The organism is Ideonella azotifigens, from assembly GCF_006519715.1.
GTDB lineage: Bacteria > Pseudomonadota > Gammaproteobacteria > Burkholderiales > Burkholderiaceae_C > Ideonella > Ideonella azotifigens.
The window spans coordinates 1-7,105 of the sequence record NZ_VIDT01000261.1; the positions used below are offsets into that span (position 1 = coordinate 1).

Sequence of the window (7,105 nt, forward strand, 5' to 3'; positions counted from 1 at the left end):
CGGCGGTGGGGGCAGCGTTGCCTCCACGCAGGTACCGCCCTCGGATCGCCTGCTGACCTTCAATGCGCCACCCAACGCGCGCAGCCGCTCGCCCATGCCGAGCAGTCCATAGCACTTGGGCTTGCGCGGGTCACCTGGCTGGATGCCGCAACCGTCGTCGCGGATCCTCAGCGTCCAGCCGCCGTCCTGATCACGCCTGAGCGAGACCTCGGCCTGGCGGCAGTGCGCATGCTTGCCAACGTTGTTCAGTGCCTCCTGGGCCACGCGGAAGAGGCAGTGCGCCAGCGTCGCGGCAGGCTCGTTTGCCGCGTCAGGTGGCGGCACGGTCACCTCGCAGGTAATGCCGGAGCGCTCTGCGAAGCGCTGAGCCATGGCTTTGAGCGCTTCGGTCAGCCCCATTTCCTCCAGCGGCAAGGGGCGAAGGTCGTTGACAAGTCGCCGCGTCGAAGCCATCGCAGCTTCGGCCAAGCCGTCGATGCGCGCCAGCGTCGCTGCATCGTTGGGGCCACCGCAGTTCTCGCGCAGCAAAAACGTGTCCATGCGGATTGCCGAAAGCGTCTGCTGAAGATCATCGTGTAGCTCGCGCGCAATGCGCTTGCGCTCCGTCATCAGCGTCTGCTCCAGCGCTGCGACCAGGCGTTGCAGGTCCGCATGGGATTGCTCCAGCGCCGTGCGTGCCTGGCGCAGTTCGGTCACATCGCGCAGCACCACCAGGATGGCGCTTTCTCCGCGATGAGCGATCAGCGTGCCCACGGATTCCACGCGCCGCTCGCTGCCGTCCAGCCGCTGTATGCCGAGTTCCGTCAACGGAGCGACAGGTGCCCGCGGGCTCAGCGCCGCGATGCGGGCGTGCACCAGCGCGCGGGATTGCGGGGCAATCAGCTCCAACGGGGCACGGCCGAGCAACGCGGCCTCGTCGCCACCAAACAGCCGTTGGGCGGCCTCGTTGACGAAGCTGACACGATTGCCGCTGTTGACGAACACCGCCTCCGGCAGGTTCATCAGCAGGCGGCGGAGCATGGCTTCGCTGTCGCGCAAGGCTTGTTCGGCCTGCCGGGCTTCGCTCATGTCCCGCAGCGTGGCTGTGTAGAGCCCGAGGCCATCGATCTCGATGTGGGAAATGGTGGCCTCCGCTGGAAACAGCGTGCCATCGGTCCGCATGGCCTGTACCTCGCGCCGCCGCCCCATGTGCCGCACAGCGGCGCCGCTCCTGCCGAATTTGCGCATGGCATCGCCATGCATGGCCCGGCAGGATTCGGGAATGAAGCGCGCCAGGGGTGAGCCCACCATGTCCTGCGACGACGAGCAGCCGAGCATGCGAGCGGCAGCGGCATTGGCCAGCACGATGAGTTGGTCTTCGCCAGTCATCACGATGCCGTCCAGCGCGGTTTCAAAAACACCCCGCAGAAGCGACTCGCCGACGGCGCGCATCGCAAGCGTGAGCGCGATCTGCGCTTCCCATGAGTTCTCGTCGGCATGCGGCCTGTGCCGCTCGAGCAGGGGGAAGGGGTCGTGTGAGGACGCGGAAGCTGGCTGGGATTCAGGCAAGCGGCTTCTCCGGTTCAGGTCACGAAGCGGAGGTCGTCCACAGCGTGCAGCAGGCGGATGGTGCCGCCGCTGCCTTCGCGATGGCAATCGCTTCTTGCAGGCCGCGCCGGCTGGTCGGGCTTCCGTCAACGGGGACCAGGATTCGGTGGTACATGTGCGGTGGCCTCGACCCAGTGCCAGAGGAATCACGAGTCTCACCTTTCTCCCCGGCCCTTGTTTGACATTCGTCAATTTCGCCAGCATGTCCTGCATGTCGCCGGCTTTCCCTGCGTGGCGTTGAAACCGGCGCCAGCGTCGGCCCTCGGGCGCTCTGAGCATTGAGTTGCCGCAACGCCGCGCCAGCGGCCCGGCAGTAGGCTGAAACCAACGAGCCAGAGTGGCTCTGGGGGTGGAGCAGTCTTGACACCTGTCGACAATCTTGACGCAACGCTGGTGGCGAATTCGCTGCGGATGGCGAAGTCGTCTGGCGTCGCCGTGGCGGGCTTGGGTGTCGTGGTGTTGGTGGGCTGGGTGCTGACGGTGCCGTGGCTCACGCGCATCCAGCCCGACTTTGCTTCGATGAAGCCGAACACGGCGGTGTGCTTCCTGTTCGCCGGCATTGCGCTGGCCACCTCCAGCACCTCCGCCACCACGCGCGCAGTGCGTGTGTTTCGCGCTTCGATGTTGGGTTGTGTGGTGCTGATCTGTCTGCTGACGCTGGCCGAATACCTGTTGCCAGCAGATCTCGGCATTGACCAGCTGTTGATCCGTGTCGAGGTGGATCCGCATGCCCATGCGCCCGCGGGCCGCATGGCCGAGGCCACGGCCGCCGGGCTGTTGTGTGCTGCGCTGGCGCTGCTGCTGCTGGATGCCAGCCCCTGGCGACCGGTGGCGCAGGGGGCCGCCACGGTCGGGGCGCTGATCGGCCTGCTGGCCTGCGTGGGCTACGCCTATGGCGTGGAGGCCTTGTACGGCGTGGGGGCTTATTCAACGCTCGCGCTGCACACGGCGATCGGGCTCGTGGTGTTGTGCCTCGGCGCGCTGCTGGCCAGGCCCTCGGAGGGCCTGATGCGCCTGTTGGTCGACAAGGGGGCTGGTGGCATGGCCGCGCGGCGGCTGTTGCCCTATGTGCTGTGCGGCCCCTTCATTCTGGGCTGGCTGCTGCTGTTTGCCGAGCGCCGGGGGCAGGTGCAAGGCACTTTCGGCATTGCGCTCATCACCGTGGCCTACACCCTGTTGTTCGCGCTGCTGATCTGGCGAACCGCGAACGCATTGCACTTGAGCGAAGTGGGCCGAACGGCGATGCAGCGGCACTTGCGCCACCACGAGCTGCGCTTCGACCAGATCATTGGATCCGTCATGGACGCGGTGGTGGTGTTGGACGGTGAACAGCGGATCGTGCTGTTCAATCCCGCCGCAGAGGAAATGTTCACGCGCAGCAGCAGCGACATGCTCGGGCGCACGCTGGAGACGCTGTTGCCTCAGTCGGCTTGGGCCGAACACAGCAGTTTCGTCCGGGAGTTCGGTGCCCGTGGCTCTGCCAAGCGGCGCATGGGCGCAGAGCGCGCCGTGTTTGCCGTGCGTGCAGACGGCCAGCACCTCCCGGTGGAAGTGTCGATCTCCAAGCTGGACGTCGATGGCCAGCGTTACTACACGGCCGTGCTGCGCGACGTTACGGAGCTGCGCGAAAGGACCGAGCAGGCGCGCCTCGCAGCAGAGGCCGCCAATCGCATGAAGTCGGCGTTCCTGGCCAACATGAGCCATGAGATCCGCACGCCGCTGAACGCGATCATCGGCCTGACCAAGCTGCTGCAGCGAACCGGATCCACGCCCGAACAGACTGATCGCCTGGGCAAGATCGACGTCGCGGCTCGCCACCTGCTGTCGGTGGTCAACGACATCATGGACTTGTCCAAGATCGAAGCCGGTGGTTTCCAGCTGGACCTGACCGATCTTCATTTGACGGCGCTGTTCGACAACGTGCAGTCCATCATCTGCGAACAGGCTCGCGGCAAGGGCATCGATGTGCGGGTGGACCTCGATGCGGTGCCGCTTTGGCTGCATGGTGATCTGACGCGACTGGGGCAGGCGCTGCTCAACTACGCAAGCAACGCCGTGAAGTTCACCGACAAGGGATGCATCACGCTGAGGGCCGTGCTGGTCGAGGAGACTGTGGCGGGCTTGCTGGTGCGCTTCGAGGTGCAGGACACCGGCGCTGGCGTTGCTGCCCAGGCGCTGCCTCGCCTGTTCAATGCGTTCGAGCAGGCGGACACCACGGTCACGCGCTTGCATGGTGGCTCGGGACTGGGGCTGGCCATCACCAAGCACCTGGCCCAGCTGATGGGTGGCGAGGTCGGTGTCACCAGCATGCCTGGTCGAGGCTCGACCTTCTGGTTCACGGCCCGGCTGAGCCGCGGCCTGGGGCCGGTGCCTGCCGTGCCCTCAACCGTGCAGCTCAGGCCCGAGGAACAGTTGAGACGCAGGCACACCGGCGCCCGCATCCTGCTGGTGGAAGACAACGAGGTGAATCGGGAGGTGGCCACCGAACTGCTGAAGGCCGTGGGGCTGGAGGTCGACAGCGCAGTGAACGGCCAGGTGGCAGTTGAAAAGGCGCAGCTCCTGGCATACGACCTGGTCCTGATGGACATGCAGATGCCGGTGCTGGACGGCCTCTCGGCCACCCGCAGCATCCGTGCGCTGCCGGGCTGGTCCGGGCGACCCATCATCGGGCTGTCGGCCAACGCATTCAGCGAAGACCGCGAGATGTGCCTGCAAGCTGGCATGGACGACTTCGTGGCCAAGCCGGTTGAGCCCGATGTGCTCTTCAACGCCTTGCTCAGGTGGCTGCCGAGTAAGCCCGTCGAGGCCGGACCGCGCGGGCCGCCGCAACGTCGGCCTGCCGAGGCGGCAGCGATCATGCGGGAACTGCCGATGTGGCGGTTGACCGGCCTGGACGCGGCCTATGGGCTTCAAATGGTGAACGGCAGCGAGACGGTTTTTGCGGGGGTGCTGCGCTCATTCGTCGAGTCCTCAGTCCCGGACATCGAACTGATCCAGTCGGCGCTTGCAGCCCACCAGGCGAGCGAGGCCTTGCCCAGGATTCAATCCCTCAAGCGCGCCGCTGGATCGATCGGGGCTGCGTCTTTGCACGCCATGCTGGTCGAGTTGGAACTGGCCATCCGTCGTTCACGCTCGTTTGCCCTGGTCCAATCCTTGGGCAACGAGGTGGCGGCGCGGCATGCGGCACTCGTCACGGAGATTCGTGCTTTGGACCACCGTTGAGGGTGCGCGGTCGGCGGTCTGGCGAGAAGTCTGCAGCGATCGGCGTCAAGACAGGGCGCTGGTCCTGAAATGCCAGGCCGCGGCCGTGCCGCTGAAACCAGGAAGCACCACTAGATTTCGACACCTGCCTGATTCATGGAGGGCAAGGCCGTTGCGGACAGTGGATTGAGCCGACGCATGCGGCTTGCATCGCAGGTCAATCGAGCGTCAGCACGATGACCACCAACCGAAAGACGCCGAGGAGCACACAGAGCATGCACAGCCCCACCAGGATCAGCCAGATCATGGTCGCCTCCAGGCTTGCGCCGTCTCCCGACGCACACCGGCTGCCCGCCGGGTCAAGGTGGATGCGGCTTGCATGCGAGCCCCCTGTTTCGTGAGGTGTCATTGAACTGCCATTGGCCGGACGCACATTGCGCCAGATCAGCGCAGCGAGGCGGCGTGGCAGGCGGCTTGTGGAGGCATGGCTGGCAGCCGAAGCGGCGAGGCTTGAGCTGGCGCAAGCGATTGCGAAGTTGGGCGCCTAGCATCGCCTGGTGCAGCCATTCGCTGCGGTCATCTCTCAGGGATGTTCAACAGGAAATTGCCATGACCGCGTTGCCCGTGCCAACTGACTCTTCCTCGACATCTGGGCCTGACGCTGTATGGACAGTGCTGGATGCACTGCATGGCCCGCGTCTTCTGCATGAGTGGAGCGACGCCTGGTTCCACCCGCTGGGCGGCAACCAACTCGCCATGAAGTGGCTCGATGGTTGGCTGATGCTCACTCGCGTGGCAGCCGGCCCTCAGGCCCTTGAGCACGCCCTCAGCTCGATGCAGGAGATCGCCAGCTTCCATCTCAACGCCGTCCAGCAGGCATGGGCCGATGCGTGGTGGCGCGCTGCCACAGGGCATCTGCCCGTCTCCGACACTGTCCGGGACGGCGGGTCCGCCGCCCTCGCCAGGCGGCCTGGCGCTGCGGCGTCGACAAGCGTGCTGGCCGGCCACTGGATGCAGCCCTGGCTCTCCCTCCTGCTTGCGTCCATGCCGCCTGCTCGGACCGACTGAGGTCAGGGCGTGTCCAAGCAAACGGGGCCGGCACCGCGCGATTTCTGGAGAGTGCCGACAGCCGAGCTGCTGACTTCGCTGCTGGCCGAGCGACAAGGACTTTCCTCCGCAGAAGCATCACGCCGGCTTGCGGCGCAAGGCGCCAACACGCTGGACCAACAGCCTCGGCGGCGGATGGCGTCGGCCTTCCTGGCGCACTTCAACAGCCCGCTGGTGCTGATGCTGCTGCTGGCGTGTGGGGCTTCCGCGGTGATGGGCGACGCGACCAGCGCCGCCGTCATCGCCTTCATCGTGGTGGGCAGCGTTGCGCTGGAGTTCGTGCAGGAGCACCGGGCCGGCGACGCAGCCGAGCGTCTGAAGCGTTCAGTGGCGCTGAACGCGAACGTGCTTCGGGATGGCACGGTGACGCGGGTGCCCGCAGCGGCGCTCGTGCCGGGCGACGTGGTGCAGCTGGCGGCTGGCGACATGGTGCCCGCAGACGGTCGGGTCATCGAGGCGCGCGACTTCTTCGTGCGCCAGGCCATGCTGACCGGCGAGGCCTACCCGGTGGAGAAAAAGCCGCAGGAGCTCGATGCAGGCGAGGGCGACATCGGCGCGGCGGTGAATGCGGCGTTCATGGGCGCATCGGTGTTGACAGGCAGCGCGACGCTGCTGGTCTGCCGCACCGGGCGATCGACCTTCCTCGGCGAGATGTCGCATGCCTTGGGAAAGCACGCTGCGCCCACGGCATTCGAGCGCGGCACACGCGGCTTCGGGCAACTGCTGGTCAAGATGACCGCGGCGCTGGTGCTGTTCGTGACCTTCGCGCAGCTGCTGGCCCACCAACTCTCGGCTGAGACCTTCCTGTTTGCCGTGGCGCTGGCCGTGGGGCTGACGCCCGAGCTGCTGCCCATGGTTGTTTCGGTGACGCTGGCGCGTGGCGCGCTGCGCATGGCCGAGCGCAAGGTGGTCGTCAAGCATCTGCCGGCCATCCAGAACATGGGCAGCATGGACGTGCTGTGCACCGACAAGACCGGCACGCTGACCGAGGCCAGCATCCGGCTCGAGCGGGCGGTCGACGCCGAAGGCCGTCCCAGCGCGCGGGTGCTGGAACTGGCCTGGCTCAACAGCCACTTCGAGTCGGGCCTGCGCAGCCCGCTCGACGACGCCATCCTGGCACAGCCGGGCGTGGACCCGGCTGGCTGGCAGAAGCTCGACGAAGTGCCGTTTGGCTTCGAGCGGCGGCGCGTGTCGGTGCTGGTCGAGCGGG

5 protein-coding genes are annotated in these 7,105 nt (G+C 66.5%); 3 read left to right on the plus strand and 2 right to left on the minus strand.

All coding sequences use genetic code 11. The features are described from left to right. Together FKP22_RS16115 and FKP22_RS16120 are read right to left on the minus strand one after the other, a co-directional pair. Nucleotides 1-1,548, minus strand: a 1,548-nt coding sequence (locus FKP22_RS16115) for a PAS domain-containing sensor histidine kinase (protein WP_141288482.1), incomplete at its 3' end; no start/stop codon positions are given. Between the two features lie 19 nt (nt 1,549-1,567). Further along, nucleotides 1,568-1,702 (minus strand): universal stress protein, encoded by a 135-nt coding sequence (locus FKP22_RS16120; protein ID WP_231012974.1) that lies wholly within the window; start codon nt 1,700-1,702, stop codon nt 1,568-1,570. Between the two features lie 245 nt (nt 1,703-1,947). Between FKP22_RS16120 and FKP22_RS16125 the strand changes: the two genes are divergently transcribed. The 3 genes from FKP22_RS16125 to FKP22_RS16135 all read left to right on the plus strand — a co-directional run. Next, complete coding sequence (locus tag FKP22_RS16125) at nt 1,948-4,809, plus strand: hybrid sensor histidine kinase/response regulator (RefSeq protein WP_141288483.1); 2,862 nt, start codon at nt 1,948-1,950, stop codon at nt 4,807-4,809. A 651-nt stretch (nt 4,810-5,460) separates the two neighbouring features. Beyond that, nucleotides 5,461-5,856, plus strand: coding sequence for a hypothetical protein (locus FKP22_RS16130; protein WP_141288484.1), 396 nt, complete (start codon nt 5,461-5,463; stop codon nt 5,854-5,856). Nucleotides 5,857-5,865: 9 nt separating this feature from the next. Next, the coding region (locus FKP22_RS16135; protein WP_141288485.1) for an HAD-IC family P-type ATPase at nt 5,866-7,105 on the plus strand (1,240 nt) is incomplete at its 3' end.